The sequence below is a fragment of the Burkholderia sp. SIMBA_062 genome (assembly GCF_046534765.1).
Classification (GTDB): domain Bacteria; phylum Pseudomonadota; class Gammaproteobacteria; order Burkholderiales; family Burkholderiaceae; genus Burkholderia; species Burkholderia ambifaria.
The window spans coordinates 1-250 of sequence record NZ_JAWRYD010000465.1 but is presented as its reverse complement, the minus strand read 5'-3'; the positions used below and the strand labels follow the sequence as shown (position 1 = coordinate 250).

General features: G+C 61.6%; 1 pseudogene. It reads right to left on the bottom strand.

The features are described 5' to 3' along the window. Positions 1 to 250, bottom strand: a pseudogene (locus SB786_RS37080) (hypothetical protein); the annotation flags it as partial.

Sequence of the window (250 nt, the reverse complement as noted above, 5' to 3'; positions counted from 1 at the left end):
CGAGCGTCGCTTCGACGTACGCGTTGCGGCCGATCGCGATGGCACCGCTACCGGTATTGTTGATCAATGCGTTTTCGCCGAGTGCGATATTGCCGTCCGCGGTGCCGCCCACGCTGGTCGTGGCCTTGTAACCCAGTGCAATGCTGTTCGTGCCTTGCGCAATGGCGATCTGACCAATTGCAATCGACCTGTTCGAGGTGCCTTTCGCGCCTTGCCCCATTGCGACCGCATTGTCCGCCGAAGCGCTCGC